Raw genomic sequence first — 14,910 nt, forward strand, 5'->3', positions numbered from 1 at the left:
ACGCGCGCCAGCCGTCGGCCGGGACGGAGCCCTCGACTCTGCGTCGTCACCACGCCCGCGGTCGTGGGCCCGCCGCACTTAGGGCAGGCGGGTGCCGCTGACCCGCTCACCACGCCCAGTCCGGCCACTGAACGGGCGGCAGCGGCCGGTCACCGCGTTGCTCGTTGCTGCGGTCGAGGTAGTGGGATGGCTCGATCCACCGCAGGGCCTCGCGTACCGTGAGCGGGACTGGCATCCCTCGCTCCGTCCGGTTGGGCCGCGGCATGAACATGCGCTCATCGGGCTTCCAGTCGAAGCCCTGCGCATCCATCGCCTGGATGAGCTGCTCGAGGCTGGTGACGAGCGGCGCGCCCATCAGCCCGCCGGCCGCCAGATCTCGGCCACGATCAACCAGGGCAGCTTGAGCGGCGTCGTCACCGTCAGCCGCACTAGTCGAGCCCCCGCTCCTCGCGACACGCCAGGCGCTCGGACGGCAGCCCGTAGCGGGCGCACGCCTGCTGGTCGCGGACTCGCTTCACCTCGTCCTGCGCGTCGCGCACGCTGTCGGCGGGCGTGTCGCTGCAGCCGGCGACGACGGCGGCGCTGGCGAGGGCGCAGAGACCGAGACGGCCGAGCGTGTAGAGGCGGAGCCTCATCACAGCTCCGCGAGCGCGGCGGACCGCTTCTGCTCGTACTCCGCGTCCGTGAGGAGCCCCTCCTCGTGAAGGTCTTTCAGCTTCCGCAGCCGGTCGTGGGGCGACGTGGCGGCTTGATCGGGCGCCGACGCCGGGGTCGCTGGACCGCCGCTGATCCGCGCCCGAATGTAGTCGCCGATCTCGCCCACCCGTGCCTTCGGATCGACCTTCGAGATGATGGCCTTGTTGCCCGAGGCGAAGATCGTGAGGCGCCCGTACATCAGCTTGGTCTCCGTCTGGACCGAGCTGATGCGCTCGTACGGGAAGTCCTCCTGCCTCGACCGCATCAGGCCCTTATCGAAGAAGATGACCCGGCGGTCTGTGACCACGAGAAGCCCCATGTTGCCGTCGTATTCGCCCCCGGCGAGATTCAGCACCTGCTCGCGGTCGCCGAGGATTTCCGGAAGCGCCCGCAGCTCGCGGCCGCGCCCCACCGTCGACCGGAGCTTCTGGTTCGCCAGCTCGCTGATCCGTTCCACGCCTCACCTCTCCGTTCGCGTGCGCAACGAGCGTCCCATGAGGCGCGCGCCGGAGGCGCCTACCCGGCGGGGTAGTTTCGTCCGACGAACGTAGAGAACTATCCGCGATCCAGCGGAACTTGTCGGGGGCGACTTTGCATCACCTCGCACATGGGACAAGATCCGGCGGGCATGGCGACGAATCGTCCTGACGCCGCGCCGATTTTCACCCGCGAGGACGGGGTGAGGGCCGTGCAGATGATGTTCCTGGCGGACATCGATAAGGCCCTCATGCTGGCCGAGGCCTACGAGCTCGCCGACGACCCCTGGATCAGCCGGCTCTACGAGTGCCGCGACGTCGTCGCTCGCGCTCTTGATCCTCCAGGGCGTCGCGCATCACGTCCGCGGGATGGCGCGCCTCCGGCTCTCCGGCTGGTGAAGTAGCCGCTGACCGCCCGCTCGGAGCCTCGTTCCGCATGCGGATGAGCTCGACCAGGTCGAGCTCGTAGAACCTCGCCAACTTCTCGAGGTGCTTCGAGTCAGGCCGCACTTCGGCCCGCTCCCAACGGCTGACGTAGGTGAACGGCACCTCGAGGGCCGTTGCCACCTTCTGCTGGGTCAGCCCCCGGCTCGTGCGCGCGTCACGCAGCGTCTGGGCTAACTCGGTGCGGCTGGCCATGCGTGCATAGTCATGCATGGCCACCAGCGCGGCCAGCACATCCGGGGCTTGACCCGCGTGTCTAGTCATGGTTCCATACATGCATGTCTAGTCACGCGGAAACGCCGCGCCGCCCCATCGGCGAGTCGCCGCTGAGGCGTCTGCGCAGGCAGCGGAAGCTTTCCCTCGAGGGCCTCGCCCGCGAGGCCGGCGTCTCCGTGGCGACGGTCTACCGCGCCGAGCACGGCCGCCACGAGACGCGCGAGGAGACCTGGCGCGCTATCGCGACCGCTCTCGGCGTCCCGCTCGATTCGCTCCATGGCCAGGAGGCTGACAGCGCCTCGACGGGCCGTGGCGAAAATCCAAACGACGGCGCCGGCCGCGATCTCCTGGCAGAGACCACCGCGGCCGGCGCAGAAAGAGGGTAGCCGACATGGCGGGCAACTCGAACTCGGGCCGGCGGCCCGACCTCGAGACGGTCATGCGGGACGCCGGCATGGCGGGCCGCCTGTTCGTCGAGCAGCTCCAGGGCGCCGCCAGCACCTACCAGGACCACGGCGCGCAGCTCGCGCGCGTCTACCGGGAGGCGCAGGAGAACCAGCGCCGCATCGACGAGGCGATCGCCGCGCTCCAGCGCGAGCGGGTCGGCTGGGACGGCGTCACCGAGCGCCGGCGCCGCCCCGAGGCCTCCGGGCTCGCGGCGGCCGCGTGATGGCCACGACCAGCACCGCGCCCCGCCGCCTCCAGTCCTCGGTCGATCTCGCCCTGGCCGTCTGGTTCGTCGACGCCATCCGCGTCCGGGCCGAGCGCGAAGGCCTGACGCCGCCCGTCCTGCAGGCGCTGCGCGACGGCCACCGCGACCTCGGCGCGGCGATCGACGAGGTCGCCCTCGAGGCGGGCCTCGCCCGGCCTCCCCTTCGCGACCGCGCCCGCGCGCTGCTCGACCGCCGGCTGCGCTGGCCCGCCGCCGTGGCGCTCTTCGCCATCACGGTGATCGGCTCCTGGCTCGCGATCGCGCTCGTCATCCGCGCCCTCCTGGGGGCCCTGTCGTGACGCGCCGCCCCGAGGATCTGCTGCCGACCATCCGCGCCCGCAGGGCGTTCCTGCACCGGCTCACCGACATCGGCCCGGTGCCCGCCCTGCGCGCGGTCGCGGCGCAGCTGCGCGACCCCGGCCCCTGGGTCGGCGAGTGGTCCCGCTTCTACCTCGTGCGGATGGTCCCGGGGCTCAGCCACCCGCCGCGCGCCGTAGCGGTCTTCCTGGCCGCCGGCGTGGAGCCGCGCGGGACGATCGGCGAGATGGCCGAGGACGAGCGCACGCGGCTCGCCGACTGGCTCGACGAGTTCGCGCGCGGCTTCGAGGAGCTCGAGCAGGACGACCTGGCGGCGGTCGCCGCCGGCGTGGAGCGGGCGTGAGGCGGTTCGTCGCCATCGCGACGGCCGCCGTGGCCGCCGGCGGCGCGGGAGCCGGCGTGGCGTGGGCCGCGGGCGCCGGTGACCGCCCCTCGGCCGCACCCGAGCCCGCGATCGCGGAGATCGCGCCCAAGGCGCGCACGGTCCCCCACGCGAAGTTCGTCATCGCCGTCGAGGGCTGGCGCGCGGCGCGGCGCGAGGTCCGCTCGCTGCGGGCCACGCTCGCCCGCCACCCCGACTTCCGCGTGTCGCTGCAGCTGGCGGCGATCGCCCACGGCCAGGACTGGCGCGCGCTGCGGCGCTGCGCGCTGACCGAGGGCTACCGCACGGCCGAGCGGCGGGCCCGCCACAACACCCGCCCGAACACGGCCGGCAGCGGCGCCTACTCGTCCTTCCAGTTCATGCGCGGCACCTTCCTCTCGACGCCCTACGCCGGGCTCGACTGGTCGCGCCAGGACGTGCAGGCGCACGCGGCCGCGTGGATGTGGGCGCAGGGCCGGCGCGGCGAGTGGACGGGAACGGGCTGCTGATGCCCAACGACGTCCCCATGACGATCGTCCGCGAGCGCCTGGTCGGCGCCCTCTACGCCGCCCGGGATCACGACGCCTTCTGGGCGCGTCCCGATGCCGGCAGCCGCACGCCGACGTATCTCGCGATCACCGTCGGCCGCGGCCGCCACGTCCCGACGCAGACCGTCATGGAGGCTTGCGAGGAGCTCCGCGACCAGGGCCTCGTCGAGCGCGCTCCCGGCCCCTCCGGTGAGGGCTGGCGCTGGCGCGAGCCCGTTGTCCCGGTCGGCGGCGAGGAGCGGATGGCCCAGGCGTGATGGCCGCCGCGCCCCAGCTCCTCGTGCCGCTGCGCAGTGAGCGCCGGCCCACCATGGTCGAGGTCGGCGTGCACCCGCACGCGGGCCGCCTCGAGCGCTGCCTGCGCTGCGGCCGCGAGGTCTGGACCGCCTTCGGCCTCGCCCGCCGCCACCGCCGCTACTGCCGTCGTCAGGAATGGCCGGAGGGACGCCCGTGATCTACGTCTACGAGAACGACTCGACGACGGACGTGCTCCACGTCCGCGGCCGCGCCGGCACCCGGGCCGCCAGCGTCCCGCTGTCGGCGCTGCTCGCCCCGTCGGGGACGGTCCGCCGCATCGCGCTCAGCCGCGTGATGCGCGAGCTCCGGCGCCGCGACGGCGCCGTGGTGCCCGGCAGCGTCCTCGCCCGGTGGTGGTCGTGAGCCGCGTCGTCGCCCTGGTCGCCCTCCCGATGGACGCCGACGACGTCGCCCGCGTGCTGGCCGGCCTCTCCCGCGCCTACCCGGGCGCGGTCCTCGGCGACTCGGGCGACCCGCGCATCATCCAGGTCGAGGACCCGCACGCCCCCGAGGGCGAGGACCTCGTCGACCTCCGGCGGGCCGCGTGATCACGACCGCCCTCGATCCGCTGCACGAGCTGCCGATCGTCTGCGCCCGCCGCGACTGGGACCTCCACGTCGAGCGGGCCGGCGCCTTCGCGCGCACGGGCTCCGGCGAGGGCGAGCCGCTCTGGGTGGCGACCGTCGGCCGACGCGACTTCGCCCTGGAGGCCCAGGGCCCCACCCCCACCGAGGCGCTCGCGAGGCTGTACGCGGAGGTGGCGCGCTACTGCCGCCTGCCCGCGCCCGCCCGCACCGCTGAGACCGCCGCGTCCAGGAGGCGCACATGAGCACTGACCAGTCCACCGGCCAGCGCCTGGCCGCGGCGATCGACCGCCTGGAGAAGCTCGTGAAGGTGCAGGAGCAGCTGCCGGCGCAGATCGACGGCGCGAAGGCGGAGGTCGTGGCGATCATGGACGAGCTCGGCATCGAGGCGAAGCCGGCCCGCAGGCGCCGCAAGCCCGCCTCTCCGGTGGCCCGCCCCGGCGGGCCGCGCCGGCGGGCTTCGGGCCCGCTCGCGCCCGACACGCAGGCCGTGCTCGACTTCCTCCGCGATCGGGGACCCGCGACGCTCGACACGATGAGCGTCGAGCTCGCGATGGACCGCACCGACCTCGCCCGCCGCCTCGGTTCGCTCGCGCAGGGCGCCAGCCCCCGCGTCGCACGCGACGACGAGCACCGCGACCTCTGGCGCCTCGTCGGCGTCCCGCACGGCAACGGCCACTCCCCCGTCGAGGCGGCCGCCCTCGAGGCCGCGGGCGTGGAGGCCTGAGCGGCGTGACGACCCGCGAGCGCGCAGCCATGGACGGCCACCCCGCCGCCGCCGCGCCGGGCCCCCAGCCGCCCGCGCCCGAGGCCGCCGTGCCCCAGCACCTCACGCTCCACGAGGCCGCCGAGCGCCTCGGCGTCTCCTACCGGACCCTCTGGCGCCAGGTGCGCGCGGGCACCCTCCCGGCGATGCGCATCGGGCGCGCCATCCGCGTGAGCGTCGAGGACCTCGAGCAGCTGCGCCACGACCCGGACGCAGCGGCGCGCGCCGGCCGGTCCGCGGCCCGCACCACTCCGCCGCCCCGCGCCCGCCAGCCGCGCGGCGAGTTCGCCCGCATGGCGCGCGGCCTGCCTTCGCGCGAGAGCGCTACCCCGGGCGGCGGCCGATGAGCGTCCAGAAGCGCAAGCTGGGCCGCCGCACCCGCTGGGTGGCGCGCTGGGAGGAGGAGGGCCGGCACCGCCAGCGCACTTTCGACACCCAGGCCGAGGCGGTCGCCTTCGACGGGGAAATCAAGGCGCAGCTGCGCCGCCGACGCCAGCTCGGCGGCTTCGCGCCTTCAGAGGCCTCGGACCTGCCGCTGCGCGACTACGTGCGCCGCTGCTGGCGCCAGCGCGGCGTCGCCTGGGCCGACACGACCAAGGAGACCTGGGCCGACGTCCTCGACTCCTGGATCCTGCCGCTGATCGGCGACGTGCCGCTGCGCGACATGAACCGCGCGCGGGTGCGCGAGTTCCGGGCTCAGATGCGCGAGGAGGGCGTGCGCGTCAACGGCCGCCGCCGGGTCGCCACCGCCAACCGCGCCAACGCCGTCATGACCGTGCTCTCGGCCTTCCTGGGCTACGCGGTCGACGACGAGCTGATCCCCGAGAACCCGTGTCGGGACATCCGCCGGCTGCCCCACAAGCCCTCGAAGCACCGCGCCCACCCGCCCGTCGTGCTGGAGCGCATCCGCGCCCGCATGGGCGAGCGCGACGCCCTGGTGGTCTCGCTCATGTATCTGGCCGGCCTGCGGCCCGAGGAGGTCTTCGCCCTCCAGTGGCGCCACGTCGGCGAGCGCGTGCTCCTCATCGAGCAGGCCGCGACCGGCGGGAAGATCAAGGGCACGAAGACCGGCCCGGGCGCGACCGTCGAGATCGTGCCGCCGCTGGCCGAGGACCTCGCCTCCTGGCGGCGGGCCCTGCAGCCCGCGTCCGGCGACGACCTGGTGGTGCCGAGCCGCCAGGGCGACGGGGTCATGACCCTGCGCTACTGGCGCGCGAAGGTCTGGCACCCCGCCCGCTTCGAGGCCGAGGTCGCGCAGGCGACCCCCTACGACTGCCGCCACACCTTCGGCTCGCTCCTCATCCACGAGGGCCGCGACATCCTTGAGGTGCAGCGCGCCATGCGCCACGCCTCGGCGCGCACGACCCTGGAGCACTACGCCCACGAGTTCGCCGAGTGGAAGGGCCGCGACAAGGTCTCGCTCGTCGAGGCCGTGGCCGACGCCCGGGCGGCCGTCGCGGCCGAGCTGGCCGCCGCGGCGGGCGCTGGTGCTCCCGGCCCCACCGGCGACGCCGACGCATCCTCGGTTGCGCAAAAGTTGCGCACTCCCTCCGGTGAGGGGGAGGGCGACGGGGCCGAGAACCCCGATGACGAGCGGGATGGGCGTTACTGGGCTCGAACCAGTGACCCCCAGCTTGTCGAGCTGGTGCTCTCCCAACTGAGCTAAACGCCCCGCGGCCGCAGACACTAGCAGCCTCCGGCCCGCCGTCCGAGCTACCGCACCAGCGGCAGCCGCGCCCCGTGGATGCCCGGCAGCACGCGGGCCGCCTCGGCGCGGAGCCAGCCCTCGAGCGGGCTGGCGTGGACGGTGCGGAACTCGGTGGTGACGAGCAGGTTGTCGTCCTCGTCCAGGCGCGCGAGGCCGGGGAACTCGGAGCGGATGCCGCCGTTCGCCCGGTCGCCGACCAGCAGCACGAGGCCGATCCGTGCCGTCGGACTCGTTGCCCTCGGGGCGACGGCCGAACCCGCTCCAGACGAGCGTGGTCACGCGGTGCGCGAGCCCGCGCGCGGCGAGGTCGGCCTGCCACGCCTGCAGCGAGTCGCCGAGGTCGCGCAGCAGCTCCGCGCGCTCGGCCGGCTGGCCGTCGTGGGTGGATCATGTGCCGGGCGCGCGGAGGGCCAGGCGAGTGGCGGGGGCGGCCGGGACGCGGCCCCGCCGCCGGCAACCTCTCCGTGGCCCTTCAGCAGCCCCTCGACGCGGCCACGCCGCCGCCCGTCCTCGGCTGACCCGCGCGGCCCGCCGGCGACGGCATGCGCGCCGGGACGGCGGCGGCGGCGAGCGGCGGTGGTGCCGGCGCGAGCAGGGGCACGGCGCCCCCATCGCGCCGAGCGCCGCGACCATGAGCGGCGGCGATTGCGGGACGGCGAGGGACGCCTGTAGCGTGCCCCGCGTGCCGACCCCCTCGCCGCAGGACGCGACCCCGGCCGCCGCGCGCCGCGGCCGCTACGACGTCGGCATCGCGGGCGCCGGCCAGCTCGCCCGCATGACCTGTCTGGCCGCGTGGCCGCTCGGCATCCGCGTGGCGGTGCTCGGCGCGCCCGACGAGCCGGCGGGGCCGATGGCCGCCGGGGTGGTGCCCGGCGACTGGCACGACGCCGAGGCGGTCGCGGCGCTCGGCGAGGCAGCGGCCGTGGTGACGCTCGAGAACGAGTTCGTCGACGCCGGGGCGCTGGCCGCGGTGGAGGCCGCCGGGACCCCGGTGCGCCCCTCGCCCGCCGTCCTCGCCCGCGTGCAGGACAAGGCGCTGCAGAAGGAGCTGCTGCGCGACGACGGCCTGCCCACCGCGCCCTACGTCGTGGCCGACGGGCCGGGCGACCTCGCCGCCGCGGGTCGGGACCTCGGCTGGCCGCTGATGCTGAAGGCGCGCAAGCTGGGCTACGACGGCTACGGCAACGCGACCTGCGCCGACGAGGCGGCGGCGCGCGAGGCGTTCGCCCGCCTCGACGCCGGGGAGGGCGTGCTGGTGGAGGGGATGGTCGCCTTCGAGCGTGAGCTGGCCGCGATGGTGGCGCGCTCGCCCGGCGGGGCGGTGGCGGCCTACCCCGTCGTCGAGACCGTGCAGAAGAACCACGTCTGCCACGAGGTGGTCGCCCCCGCCCCCGCCCCCGCCGCCACGCTCGCCCGCGCCGGCGAGGTCGCCCTCGCCGCCGCGGCCGCGGCCTCGGGCCTGGGGGTGACGGGCGTCGAGATGTTCCTGCTGCCCGACGGGGCCGTCCTGGTCAACGAGCTCGCCCCGCGGCCGCACAACACGGGCCACTACACGATCGAGGCCTGCGAGACCTCGCAGTTCGAGAACCACCTGCGCGGGGTGCTGGACCTGCCGCTCGGCGACGTCGCCATGCGGACGCCCGCCGCGGCGATGGTCAACCTGCTGGGCGCGTCCCGCGGCCCCGCCCGGCCCGACGTGGCGGCCGCGCTCGCCGTGCCGGGCGCGCACCTGCACCTGTACGACAAGGCCGAGGTGCGGCCGGGCCGCAAGATGGGCCACGTGACCGCGCTCGGCGACACGCCCGCCGACGCGCTGACGCGGGCCCGCCGGGCCGCCGCGGCCGTCGGCCTGTGACCGGGGAGGCGCCCGTGGTGGGGATCGTGATGGGCAGCGACAGCGACCTGCCGGTGATGTCGGCGGCCGCCGACGTGCTGGCCGCGCTGGAGGTGCCGCACGAGGTGCGCGTGGTCTCGGCGCACCGGACGCCGCACGACATGATCGCCTACGGTGGCGAGGCGGCCGATCGCGGCCTGCGGGTGATCGTGGCCGGGGCGGGCGGCGCGGCCCACCTGCCGGGGATGCTCGCGGCCGTCACCACCCTGCCCGTGATCGGCGTGCCGGTGCGCACCACGGCGCTCGACGGCATGGACTCGCTGCTGTCGATCGTCCAGATGCCGCGCGGCGTGCCGGTGGCCACGGTGGCGATCGACGGCGGCCGCAACGCCGGCCTGCTCGCGGCGCAGATCCTCGCCACCTCGGACCCCGCCCTGGCGCGCCGCATCGCCGCGACGCGCGCCGAGATGGCGGCCGCCGCCCGCGAGGCCGACGCGAGGGTGCGCGGGGGCTGAGCACGGCGCCCGCCATCGAGACGGCCGGGCTGGCGAAGACCTACCGGCACGGCCGGGTGCGGGCGCTCGAGGGGCTCGACCTGCGGGTGGAGCGGGGCGAGGTGTTCGGCTTCCTCGGCCCGAACGGCGCGGGCAAGAGCACGACGATCCGCCTGCTGCTCGACCTGATCCGCCCCACGGCGGGGCGCGCCTGGCTGCTCGGCCTCGACGCCCGCCGCGAGGCGCTCGCGGCGCGCCGGCGGCTCGGCTACCTGCCCGGCGACCTGCGCCTGGACGACCGGCTGACCGCCGAGGAGCTGCTCGACTCGCTCGCCAGGCTGCGCGGCGGCGCCCGCCCGCCCCTGCGCCGCGCGCTGTGCGAGCGGCTCGAGGTGGTGCCCGGCCGGCCGATCCGGCAGCTCTCGAAGGGCAACCGCCAGAAGATCGGGCTGGTGCAGGCCTTCATGCACCGCCCGGAGCTGATCGTGCTCGACGAGCCGACCAGCGGCCTCGACCCCCTCCTGCAGGTCGAGGTGCGCGCCCTGATGCGCGAGACGGCCGCCGACGGGCGGACGGTGTTCCTGTCGTCGCACTCGCTGGACGAGGTGCAGCACGCGGCCGACCGCGTGGGCGTGGTGCGCGCCGGCCGGCTCGTCGACGTGGACCGCGTCGAGCGCCTGCGCGCCCGGGCCCTGCGCCACGTGACCATCACCTTCGCCGGAGCGGCGGCCCCGCGGGACCTGGAGATCCCCGCCGGCGCGCGGATCGTGGCGGCGGACGGGCCGGTGGTGCGCCTGACGGCGCCCGCGGCGGCGATGGACGCCGTCGTGCGGGCCGCCGCGCGCCACCCGCTCGCCGACCTGGTGTCCGAGCCGGCCGACCTGGAGGAGGTCCTCCTCGCGCTCTACCGGGACGGCGATGGCGGCTGAGCCCATGCGCCGGGCGCTGCTGGGCCACGCGCGCGCGCTCGCGGGCTGGACGGCCGGCATGGCCGCGTACATCGCCCTGGTGGCGGCGATCTTCCCCTCCATCCGCGGCGCGGAGGGCATCGAGGAGCTGCAGGAGGCCTACCCGGAGGCGCTTCGCGAGCTGTTCGGCCTGGGCGAGGGCCTCGGGCTGTCGACGGGGCCCGGCTTCCTCGACGCCGAGCTCTTCAGCCTCGTGCTGCCGCTGCTCGTGATCATCATGGCCGTCGGCTCGGGGGCGCGCACGATGGCCGGCGAGGAGGACGCGGGCCGACTCGAGCTGGTGATGGCCTACCCCGTGCGCCGCCGCGCGGTGGTGCTGTGGAAGGGCGCCGCCGTGGCCGCCGAGATCGCGGTCGCGACGCTGGTCGCGCTCGCGCTGCTGGCGGCGCTCGACCCGCTGCTCGACCTGGGCCTGCCGGCCGGGAACCTGGCCGCCGCGGTCGGCGGCGTCGCCGCCCTCGCCCTGCTGCACGGGTGGCTCGCGCTCGCGCTCGGCGCCGCCCGGCCGAGCCGCGTGGCCGCGGTCGGCGTGCCCGCCGCCGTGGCGGCGGCCGGCTACCTCGTGGGGGGCCTGCACGAGCTGGCCGGGTGGCTCGACCCGCTGCGCTGGCTCTCGCCGTGGTGGTGGCTCGGGTCCTCGCCGCTCCAGAACGGCGTCCGCCCCTGGGGCGTGGTGGTGGTGCTCGCCGCCGCCGCCGTCACGCTCGTCGCCGGGGCGCTGCTCGTGGAGCGGCGCGACCTGGAGACGCCCTGAGCGGCGCTCAGGGCGTCAGCGGGCGCACCGCCCGGTCCCGCACCCGGCCCTCCAGGTCGACGAACGCGTAGGTCGCGCGCGCGGCCTCCAGCCGCACCCGCAGCAGGCCGAAGGCGACGACGTGCGTCACCGCGTCCGGGCTGCGCGGCGTCCGCTCGGCGTTGCGCGGGCCGCCGCCGGTGCCGACGGTGAGGAACGGCACGCCGGGCGCCCCGTCGAGCTCCCGGCGCTCGTACGCGTGCAGGTGGCCGCTCAGCACCGCCGTCACCGGACCGGCCGCGATGACCGGCAGCAGCGGGTCGCCGGGCTTCGGCGGCTGGTGCACGACCACCAGGCGCGCGAGCGGCCCCGGCCGGGCCAGCGCCCGGCGCAGGAAGGCCACGTCGCCGGCGTCGGACCGCAGGCCCAGGGCCACGATCTGCACCGGCCCGTAGCGCAGCTCGTAGCGCTCCCCGCGACCCGGCCAGCCGAAGCCCTCGACGAGGGCGTCCTGGCCGGCGGGGACGACGATGTCGTGGTCGCCCACGACGCCGTGGTTGGGCGCCTGCGCCAGCGCGTCGCGCAACGGGCCGAAGGTGGTGTCGTCGATCAGCGACGGGTGCGCGAACAGGTAGGCGTTGTCGCCGGCCGTGACCATCAGGCGCGGCCGCTCGGCCGCCGCCATGCGGGCCACCGCGCGCGACGGCCCGTTGGGCGCCCCGTAGTCGGCGAAGGCGATCAGGTCGAGCGGGCGGCGGAGGTCGCGCGGCGCCGTGGTGAGCGTCCCGCGCGCGGTCGCGCCGCCCTCGATCGCCGCCGTCCAGCGGTACCGGGTGTCCGGCCGCAGGCCGGTCACGACCCCGTCGCGGGCGCTCGCGCGCGCGCCGTCCGGCCCCTCGACGGTCAGCGCGACCTCCGCCCCGCCCTGCGCGATCCACGCGAGGCGGGCGCCCGTCTCGGTGACGCGCTGCAGCAGGGGGCCGCGCTCGAAGCCGGGCCCGGCCGGCGCCGCGTCCCCTCCCCCGCCGCACCCGGCCGCGGCGGCGAGCGCCAGGGCGCAGGCGGCGACGGCCAGGGGGCGCCTACGCGCGCCCGCGGCCGGCGCGGTCAGGCGGTCGGCTTCCCGATCGCCGCGCCCTTGCGGGCGCTGAAGGCGTCGAGCATCGCGTCGACGTCGCTCGCCTTCGACGCCTCCACCAGCGCCTGGTACTTCTGGCCGAGCGTCTCGCGCTGCTCGCGGTAGATGATCCCGAGCTTGAACCCGCCCTTCAGGGCGAGATCGAAGGCGGCCGCCTTGTCGTGGACGTCGTGGTCCGGCGCGACGTCGGTGACGAGCTCCTTCCACTCCTCCTGGTGGTTGTTGAACATCACGCACGGCGACAGCGCGTCGATGTAGGAGAAGCCGCGGTGCTCCATCGCCTGCACGATGAGCTCGGTGAGGGCCTTCGTGTTGAAGGAGGCGCCGCGCGCGACGAACGAGGCGCCCGACGCGACCGCGAAGGCGAGCGTGTTGAGCGGGGTCTCGAGGTTGCCCCACGGCGTGGACGGCGCGCGCTGGTCGGTCAGCGAGGTCGGCGACACCTGGCCCTTCGTGAGCCCGTAGATCTCGTTGTCCATCACCAGGTAGGTGATGTCCACGTTGCGCCGGGCCGCGTGCGGGAAGTGGCCCGCGCCGATCGCGAAGCCGTCGCCGTCGCCGCCCACCGCGATCACGTCGAGCTCGGGGTTGGCGAGCTTGACCCCCATCGCGACCGGCAGCGGCCGGCCGTGCAGCGAGTGGAAGCCGTACGTCGAGACGAAGCCCGGCAGGCGGCTGGAGCAGCCGATGCCCGAGACGACGACCGTGCGCGCCGGGTCCAGGTCGAGCTCGGCGAACGCGCGGTAGAGCGACGCGAGCACGCCGAAGTCCCCGCACCCGGGGCACCAGATCGGCTTGAGGCCGGACTTGTAGTCGGCGGGCTTCCGCTTGGCGGGGGCGGTGCTCACGCGGGGGTCCTTTCGGTGATGACGTCCAGCACGTCCTCGGCGGTGAAGGGCAGCCCGTCGCACTTGGCGTGGCTCTCGACGCGCAGGCCGCACTCGCCGCGCACCAGGCGGGCGAGCTGGCCGGTGAAGTTGACCTCCGGCACCACCACGCGGCGGGCGCCGGCGCAGAAGGCCTCGACCCGCTCGGCCGGGAACGGCCCGAGCACCCGCGGGTAGAAGGCGCCGACCGACAGGCCCTCGGCGCGGGCCAGGTCGATCGCCTCGCGCACCGCGCCGTAGGTGGAGCCGAAGCCGATGATCGCGATGTCGGGCCGCTCGTCGCCGTACGACTCGTGGCGCACGATGCCGTTCCTGAGCGGCTCGAGCTTGGCCCAGCGCTTGGTCTGCATGGCGACGTGGTTCTCGGGCGTGTACGCCGGGTGGCCGTGCTCGTCGTGCTCGATGCCCGTCGCGACGTACTGGCCGCCCTCCTGGCCCGGGATGCCCATCGGCGAGACCGAGTCGGGGGTGAGCTCGTAGCGCCGGTACCCCCCCTGCACGCCGGCGGCCGTCGCGCGCTGCCACAGCTCCACCGCGCTCGTGTCCGGCCGGTGGATCACCTCCATGCGGGTCGCGAGCCCCTGGTCGGTGAGCAGGATGACCGGCACCTGGTAGCGCTCGGAGTAGTTGAACGCGTCGATCGCCGACCAGAAGCAGTCCTCGACGGTGGTCGGCGCGATCACCACGCGCGGCGCCTCGCCGTGGCCGCCGTACAGGGCGTGCTGCAGGTCGGACTGCTCGGTCTTCGTGGGCAGGCCCGTGGAGGGGCCGCCGCGCTGGGCGTCCACGATCACGCAGGGGATCTCCGCCGTGCCGGCGTAGCCCAGCATCTCCGTCATCAGCGACAGGCCGGGCCCGGAGGTGGCGGTCATCGCCTTGGCGCCGGCGTACGAGGCCCCCAGCACCGAGGAGATCGAGGCGATCTCGTCCTCGCACTGGATCGTGATGCCGCCGACCTGGGGCAGCTTGGCGGACAGCCACTCGAGGATGTCGGAGGCCGGCGTGATCGGGTAGCCGGCGAAGTAGCGCAGCCCGGCGGCCACGGCCCCCACCGCGATCGCCTGGTTGCCCGACAGCAGGATGCGGTCCTCCTCGACCTCCACCGGGTCGACGATCGCCAGGGAGCCGCGCAGGTCGGCGCCCTCGTCGCCGCCGGCCCGCAGCGCCGCGATGTTGGCGTCGGCCACGCCCTGCTTGTGGGCGTAGCGGCGCAGCACCAGCTCCTCGATCGGCGTGGTGGTGAACGAGATCACCCCGGCCACCGCCCCGACGGCCACCATGTTCTTGGCCCGCAGGCTGCCGCCGATCTCGCGGGCGAGCTGCTCCATCCGCACCGGGCGCGCGCGGGCGGCGTAGGCCTCGGGGATCTCGACGGCCGTCTGGTCGTAGAGGATGACCCCGTCGGGCGCGAGCGAGTCCCAGTGGAGGTCCCAGGCCTCCTGGTTGAAGCACACCAGCAGGTCGACCCGCTTGCCGTGGCTGTAGATGCGCTCGCCGCCCATGCGCACCTGGTACATGCACGGCCCGCCCTTGATCTCGGCCGGGTAGGTGCGGAAGGTCTGGGTCCAGTAGCCGCCGCGCGCGGCGGCCTGGGTGAGGATGTCCCCGGACGAGATCACGCCCTCGCCGGACTCCCCGGCGAGTCGGATCACCACGCTCGAGCGTGCGGTCACGGCTGTTCGCCCTCCTCGGTCACGCGGGGGGCGGCGCCGCACCCGTGACGTGTTGTT

Annotated in this window: 24 protein-coding genes, 1 tRNA gene and 2 pseudogenes; 17 read left to right on the plus strand and 10 right to left on the minus strand. The window is 75.4% G+C overall.

Annotated elements, in window-relative coordinates; translation table 11 throughout:
• Positions 1 to 106: 106 nt before the first annotated feature.
• From ITJ85_RS11570 to ITJ85_RS11585, 4 genes are all read right to left on the minus strand, one after another.
• The gene (locus tag ITJ85_RS11570) at positions 107 to 355 is read right to left on the minus strand and encodes a hypothetical protein (protein WP_217913261.1); all 249 of its coding nucleotides are present in this window, start codon (positions 353 to 355) and stop codon (positions 107 to 109) included.
• A 73-nt stretch (positions 356 to 428) separates the two neighbouring features.
• Entirely contained in the window at positions 429 to 635 is a 207-nt protein-coding gene (locus ITJ85_RS11575) for a hypothetical protein (RefSeq protein WP_217913262.1), read from the minus strand.
• The gene (locus ITJ85_RS11580; protein ID WP_217913263.1) at positions 635 to 1,153 is read right to left on the minus strand and encodes a PH domain-containing protein; all 519 of its coding nucleotides are present in this window, start codon (positions 1,151 to 1,153) and stop codon (positions 635 to 637) included. The genes ITJ85_RS11575 and ITJ85_RS11580 overlap by 1 nt, the downstream gene beginning before the upstream one ends.
• Before the next feature lie 310 nt (positions 1,154 to 1,463).
• On the minus strand, positions 1,464 to 1,850 hold the full coding sequence (locus ITJ85_RS11585; RefSeq protein WP_217913264.1) for a helix-turn-helix domain-containing protein: 387 nt from the start codon (positions 1,848 to 1,850) through the stop codon (positions 1,464 to 1,466).
• 44 nt (positions 1,851 to 1,894) lie between these two features.
• Between ITJ85_RS11585 and ITJ85_RS11590 the strand changes: the two genes are divergently transcribed.
• From ITJ85_RS11590 to ITJ85_RS17655, 13 genes and pseudogenes are all read left to right on the plus strand, one after another.
• Positions 1,895 to 2,218 carry a helix-turn-helix domain-containing protein gene (locus ITJ85_RS11590; protein ID WP_217913265.1) on the plus strand — a complete coding sequence of 108 codons (324 nt, stop codon included), beginning with the start codon at positions 1,895 to 1,897 and terminating at the stop codon, positions 2,216 to 2,218.
• A 5-nt stretch (positions 2,219 to 2,223) separates the two neighbouring features.
• Positions 2,224 to 2,502 (plus strand): hypothetical protein, encoded by a 279-nt coding sequence (locus ITJ85_RS11595; RefSeq protein ID WP_217913266.1) that lies wholly within the window; start codon positions 2,224 to 2,226, stop codon positions 2,500 to 2,502.
• The gene (locus ITJ85_RS11600) at positions 2,502 to 2,843 is read left to right on the plus strand and encodes a hypothetical protein (protein ID WP_217913267.1); all 342 of its coding nucleotides are present in this window, start codon (positions 2,502 to 2,504) and stop codon (positions 2,841 to 2,843) included. The genes ITJ85_RS11595 and ITJ85_RS11600 overlap by 1 nt, the downstream gene beginning before the upstream one ends.
• Positions 2,840 to 3,205, plus strand: coding sequence for a hypothetical protein (locus ITJ85_RS11605; RefSeq protein WP_217913268.1), 366 nt, complete (start codon positions 2,840 to 2,842; stop codon positions 3,203 to 3,205). Before ITJ85_RS11600 ends, ITJ85_RS11605 begins: the two co-directional genes overlap by 4 nt.
• Positions 3,202 to 3,732, plus strand: coding sequence for a hypothetical protein (locus ITJ85_RS11610; RefSeq protein WP_217913269.1), 531 nt, complete (start codon positions 3,202 to 3,204; stop codon positions 3,730 to 3,732). The genes ITJ85_RS11605 and ITJ85_RS11610 overlap by 4 nt, the downstream gene beginning before the upstream one ends.
• Positions 3,732 to 4,028: a MarR family transcriptional regulator gene (locus tag ITJ85_RS11615; protein ID WP_217913270.1), complete on the plus strand. Its 297-nt coding sequence runs from the start codon at positions 3,732 to 3,734 to the stop codon at positions 4,026 to 4,028. The genes ITJ85_RS11610 and ITJ85_RS11615 overlap by 1 nt, the downstream gene beginning before the upstream one ends.
• Entirely contained in the window at positions 4,025 to 4,225 is a 201-nt protein-coding gene (locus ITJ85_RS11620) for a hypothetical protein (RefSeq protein WP_217913271.1), read from the plus strand. Before ITJ85_RS11615 ends, ITJ85_RS11620 begins: the two co-directional genes overlap by 4 nt.
• Positions 4,222 to 4,431 carry a hypothetical protein gene (locus tag ITJ85_RS11625; RefSeq protein ID WP_217913272.1) on the plus strand — a complete coding sequence of 70 codons (210 nt, stop codon included), beginning with the start codon at positions 4,222 to 4,224 and terminating at the stop codon, positions 4,429 to 4,431. Before ITJ85_RS11620 ends, ITJ85_RS11625 begins: the two co-directional genes overlap by 4 nt.
• The gene (locus ITJ85_RS11630) at positions 4,428 to 4,616 is read left to right on the plus strand and encodes a hypothetical protein (protein ID WP_217913273.1); all 189 of its coding nucleotides are present in this window, start codon (positions 4,428 to 4,430) and stop codon (positions 4,614 to 4,616) included. Before ITJ85_RS11625 ends, ITJ85_RS11630 begins: the two co-directional genes overlap by 4 nt.
• On the plus strand, positions 4,613 to 4,897 hold the full coding sequence (locus tag ITJ85_RS11635; protein ID WP_217913274.1) for a hypothetical protein: 285 nt from the start codon (positions 4,613 to 4,615) through the stop codon (positions 4,895 to 4,897). The genes ITJ85_RS11630 and ITJ85_RS11635 overlap by 4 nt, the downstream gene beginning before the upstream one ends.
• Positions 4,894 to 5,379, plus strand: a complete 486-nt coding sequence (locus ITJ85_RS11640) for a hypothetical protein (RefSeq protein ID WP_217913275.1) — start codon at positions 4,894 to 4,896, stop codon at positions 5,377 to 5,379. The genes ITJ85_RS11635 and ITJ85_RS11640 overlap by 4 nt, the downstream gene beginning before the upstream one ends.
• A gap of 5 nt (positions 5,380 to 5,384) precedes the next feature.
• Positions 5,385 to 5,765 (plus strand): helix-turn-helix domain-containing protein, encoded by a 381-nt coding sequence (locus ITJ85_RS11645; RefSeq protein ID WP_217913276.1) that lies wholly within the window; start codon positions 5,385 to 5,387, stop codon positions 5,763 to 5,765.
• Positions 5,766 to 6,367: 602 nt separating this feature from the next.
• Positions 6,368 to 6,748: pseudogene (locus tag ITJ85_RS17655) on the plus strand (site-specific integrase); the annotation flags it as partial.
• Positions 6,749 to 7,017: 269 nt separating this feature from the next.
• Here the strand turns inward: ITJ85_RS17655 and ITJ85_RS11655 are convergent.
• The 3 genes and pseudogenes from ITJ85_RS11655 to ITJ85_RS17660 all read right to left on the minus strand — a co-directional run.
• Positions 7,018 to 7,090: transfer RNA gene (locus ITJ85_RS11655), tRNA-Val, on the minus strand.
• 41 nt (positions 7,091 to 7,131) lie between these two features.
• Positions 7,132 to 7,332, minus strand: a complete 201-nt coding sequence (locus tag ITJ85_RS11660) for a hypothetical protein (RefSeq protein ID WP_217913277.1) — start codon at positions 7,330 to 7,332, stop codon at positions 7,132 to 7,134.
• 16 nt (positions 7,333 to 7,348) lie between these two features.
• Positions 7,349 to 7,498, minus strand: a pseudogene (locus tag ITJ85_RS17660) (hypothetical protein); the annotation flags it as partial.
• 310 nt (positions 7,499 to 7,808) lie between these two features.
• Between ITJ85_RS17660 and purK the strand changes: the two are divergent.
• From purK to ITJ85_RS11685, 4 genes are read left to right on the plus strand one after another with little or no spacing between them, the layout of a single operon-like run.
• Positions 7,809 to 8,981, plus strand: a complete 1,173-nt coding sequence (gene purK / locus ITJ85_RS11670; protein WP_217913278.1) for a 5-(carboxyamino)imidazole ribonucleotide synthase — start codon at positions 7,809 to 7,811, stop codon at positions 8,979 to 8,981.
• Between the two features lie 29 nt (positions 8,982 to 9,010).
• The gene (purE, locus tag ITJ85_RS11675; protein ID WP_217915958.1) at positions 9,011 to 9,475 is read left to right on the plus strand and encodes a 5-(carboxyamino)imidazole ribonucleotide mutase; all 465 of its coding nucleotides are present in this window, start codon (positions 9,011 to 9,013) and stop codon (positions 9,473 to 9,475) included.
• Between the two features lie 56 nt (positions 9,476 to 9,531).
• Positions 9,532 to 10,383, plus strand: coding sequence for an ABC transporter ATP-binding protein (locus ITJ85_RS11680; protein ID WP_217913279.1), 852 nt, complete (start codon positions 9,532 to 9,534; stop codon positions 10,381 to 10,383).
• Positions 10,373 to 11,176, plus strand: a complete 804-nt coding sequence (locus ITJ85_RS11685; RefSeq protein WP_217913280.1) for an ABC transporter permease subunit — start codon at positions 10,373 to 10,375, stop codon at positions 11,174 to 11,176. Before ITJ85_RS11680 ends, ITJ85_RS11685 begins: the two co-directional genes overlap by 11 nt.
• Positions 11,177 to 11,183: 7 nt before the next feature.
• On the opposite strand, the gene ITJ85_RS11690 is transcribed toward ITJ85_RS11685, so the two are convergent.
• From ITJ85_RS11690 to ITJ85_RS11700, 3 genes are all read right to left on the minus strand, one after another.
• Complete coding sequence (locus ITJ85_RS11690) at positions 11,184 to 12,011, minus strand: metallophosphoesterase family protein (protein ID WP_217913281.1); 828 nt, start codon at positions 12,009 to 12,011, stop codon at positions 11,184 to 11,186.
• Between the two features lie 251 nt (positions 12,012 to 12,262).
• Positions 12,263 to 13,141, minus strand: a complete 879-nt coding sequence (locus tag ITJ85_RS11695) for a 2-oxoacid:ferredoxin oxidoreductase subunit beta (protein WP_217913282.1) — start codon at positions 13,139 to 13,141, stop codon at positions 12,263 to 12,265.
• Positions 13,138 to 14,853 (minus strand): 2-oxoacid:acceptor oxidoreductase subunit alpha, encoded by a 1,716-nt coding sequence (locus ITJ85_RS11700; protein WP_217913283.1) that lies wholly within the window; start codon positions 14,851 to 14,853, stop codon positions 13,138 to 13,140. The genes ITJ85_RS11695 and ITJ85_RS11700 overlap by 4 nt, the downstream gene beginning before the upstream one ends.
• Positions 14,854 to 14,910: the final 57 nt, after the last annotated feature.

The sequence above is a fragment of the Miltoncostaea marina genome, from assembly GCF_018141525.1.
In the GTDB taxonomy this organism is placed as follows: domain Bacteria; phylum Actinomycetota; class Thermoleophilia; order Miltoncostaeales; family Miltoncostaeaceae; genus Miltoncostaea; species Miltoncostaea marina.

Excerpts from the sequence above, each read along its gene's own strand:
- ITJ85_RS11570 (WP_217913261.1), bottom strand. The coding sequence starts at position 355 with ATGGGCGCGCCGCTCGTCACCAGCCTCGAGCAGCTCATCCAGGCGATG.
- ITJ85_RS11575 (WP_217913262.1), bottom strand. The coding sequence starts at position 635 with ATGAGGCTCCGCCTCTACACGCTCGGCCGTCTCGGTCTCTGCGCCCTC.
- ITJ85_RS11590 (WP_217913265.1), top strand. The coding sequence starts at position 1,895 with ATGTCTAGTCACGCGGAAACGCCGCGCCGCCCCATCGGCGAGTCGCCG.
- ITJ85_RS11595 (WP_217913266.1), top strand. The coding sequence starts at position 2,224 with ATGGCGGGCAACTCGAACTCGGGCCGGCGGCCCGACCTCGAGACGGTC.
- ITJ85_RS11600 (WP_217913267.1), top strand. The coding sequence starts at position 2,502 with ATGGCCACGACCAGCACCGCGCCCCGCCGCCTCCAGTCCTCGGTCGAT.
- ITJ85_RS11615 (WP_217913270.1), top strand. The coding sequence starts at position 3,732 with ATGCCCAACGACGTCCCCATGACGATCGTCCGCGAGCGCCTGGTCGGC.
- ITJ85_RS11640 (WP_217913275.1), top strand. The coding sequence starts at position 4,894 with ATGAGCACTGACCAGTCCACCGGCCAGCGCCTGGCCGCGGCGATCGAC.
- purE (WP_217915958.1), top strand. The coding sequence starts at position 9,011 with ATGGGCAGCGACAGCGACCTGCCGGTGATGTCGGCGGCCGCCGACGTG.
- ITJ85_RS11685 (WP_217913280.1), top strand. The coding sequence starts at position 10,373 with ATGGCGGCTGAGCCCATGCGCCGGGCGCTGCTGGGCCACGCGCGCGCG.